Source organism: Halorubrum halodurans (assembly GCF_002252985.1).
Classification (GTDB): Archaea; Halobacteriota; Halobacteria; order Halobacteriales; family Haloferacaceae; genus Halorubrum; species Halorubrum halodurans.
In genome coordinates this window covers 1-1,058 of record NZ_NHPJ01000016.1, presented here as the reverse complement: position 1 = coordinate 1,058, position 1,058 = coordinate 1, and the positions used below count along the sequence as shown (strand labels likewise).

Sequence of the window (1,058 nt, the reverse complement as noted above, 5' to 3'; positions counted from 1 at the left end):
TAGAACGAGTAGCACACCAAAGAGCAGGGTGAACGCTGAGGTGGATGAGTTCAGCGACCCTGCAAGATGATCCTTCGATAGAGTCGTTCTTCAATGTCGCGGAAACCGAGACGCTAGCGTTGTTTGAGTATCTCTCCTTCGAGTTTCTCGAAGAGTTCGACGTGTTCGCCCCGGCGGAGACGGGGCGAACACGAGATCACGAACCACCAGAGCTGATGCGTGGCTTCCTCCATTGCTACTACCACGACATCTACGGCATTCGTCCCGTTGAGCGAGAACTTCGGAACACGCTCGTTTGGCTGAGCTGTGGCTTCGATCGACCGCCGTCCAGAGACGCAGTCGATCGCTTTCTCACCGACCTCGAACACGTCGTTGACGAAGTGTTCGACCGGCTCGTCGAGCAGGCCGCCCGGCGCGGCCTGCTCGACTTAACCTACTGTATCGATTCAACCGACGTGAGGGCGATACCCGCCGATCAAGACGCCTCGAAGTGCTACGATCCAACCGACGACGAGTACTACTACGGCTACGGCTGTACAATCGTCTCAACCGGGCAAAAGATCCCGATTGCAGCCGAGTTCACCGAGAGTAAGCAAGCGCCAGAAGAGACGGCGATGCGCGTCACGCGTGACGCGCTCGCCGTCGCCAAGCCAATCTGGATGGTCGGTGACAGCGCCTACGACACGCTCGACTGGCACGACCACCTGCTGGCCGCAGGAGTCGTGCCAGTCGCTCCGTACAACGCGCGAAACACTGATGACCCGAAAGACATCGAGTACAGGGTCGAAGACCGCATCGAACAACACAGCGAGGACGTTCAGCTGAAGCAATCCACGTTGGATGAGACGTACAACCGCCGTACTGCAGTCGAACGAACCAACGAATCAGTCAAGGACTGCGGCCTCGGGCGAACGCACGCCCGAGGCCGCGTCCACGCACGAGCGCAGGTGTTCCTTGCGCTGTGCCTTCGCCTCGTCGTCGCAATCACCAACTACGAACGCGGAGACAATCCGGGAAGTACGATCATCACGGTGTGAGAAGAGTTCTATGACACCCTC

Annotated in this window: 1 protein-coding gene; it reads left to right on the top strand. The window is 58.6% G+C overall.

Annotation, left to right across the window (positions count from 1 at the left end):
- The first annotated feature begins 44 nt into the window (after positions 1-44).
- A complete protein-coding gene (locus tag DJ70_RS01680) occupies positions 45-1,037 on the top strand; it encodes a transposase (RefSeq protein ID WP_094529588.1) in 993 nt (330 codons plus the stop codon).
- Positions 1,038-1,058 lie beyond the last annotated feature (21 nt).

Excerpts from the sequence above, each read along its gene's own strand:
- DJ70_RS01680 (WP_094529588.1), top strand. The coding sequence starts at position 45 with ATGAGTTCAGCGACCCTGCAAGATGATCCTTCGATAGAGTCGTTCTTC.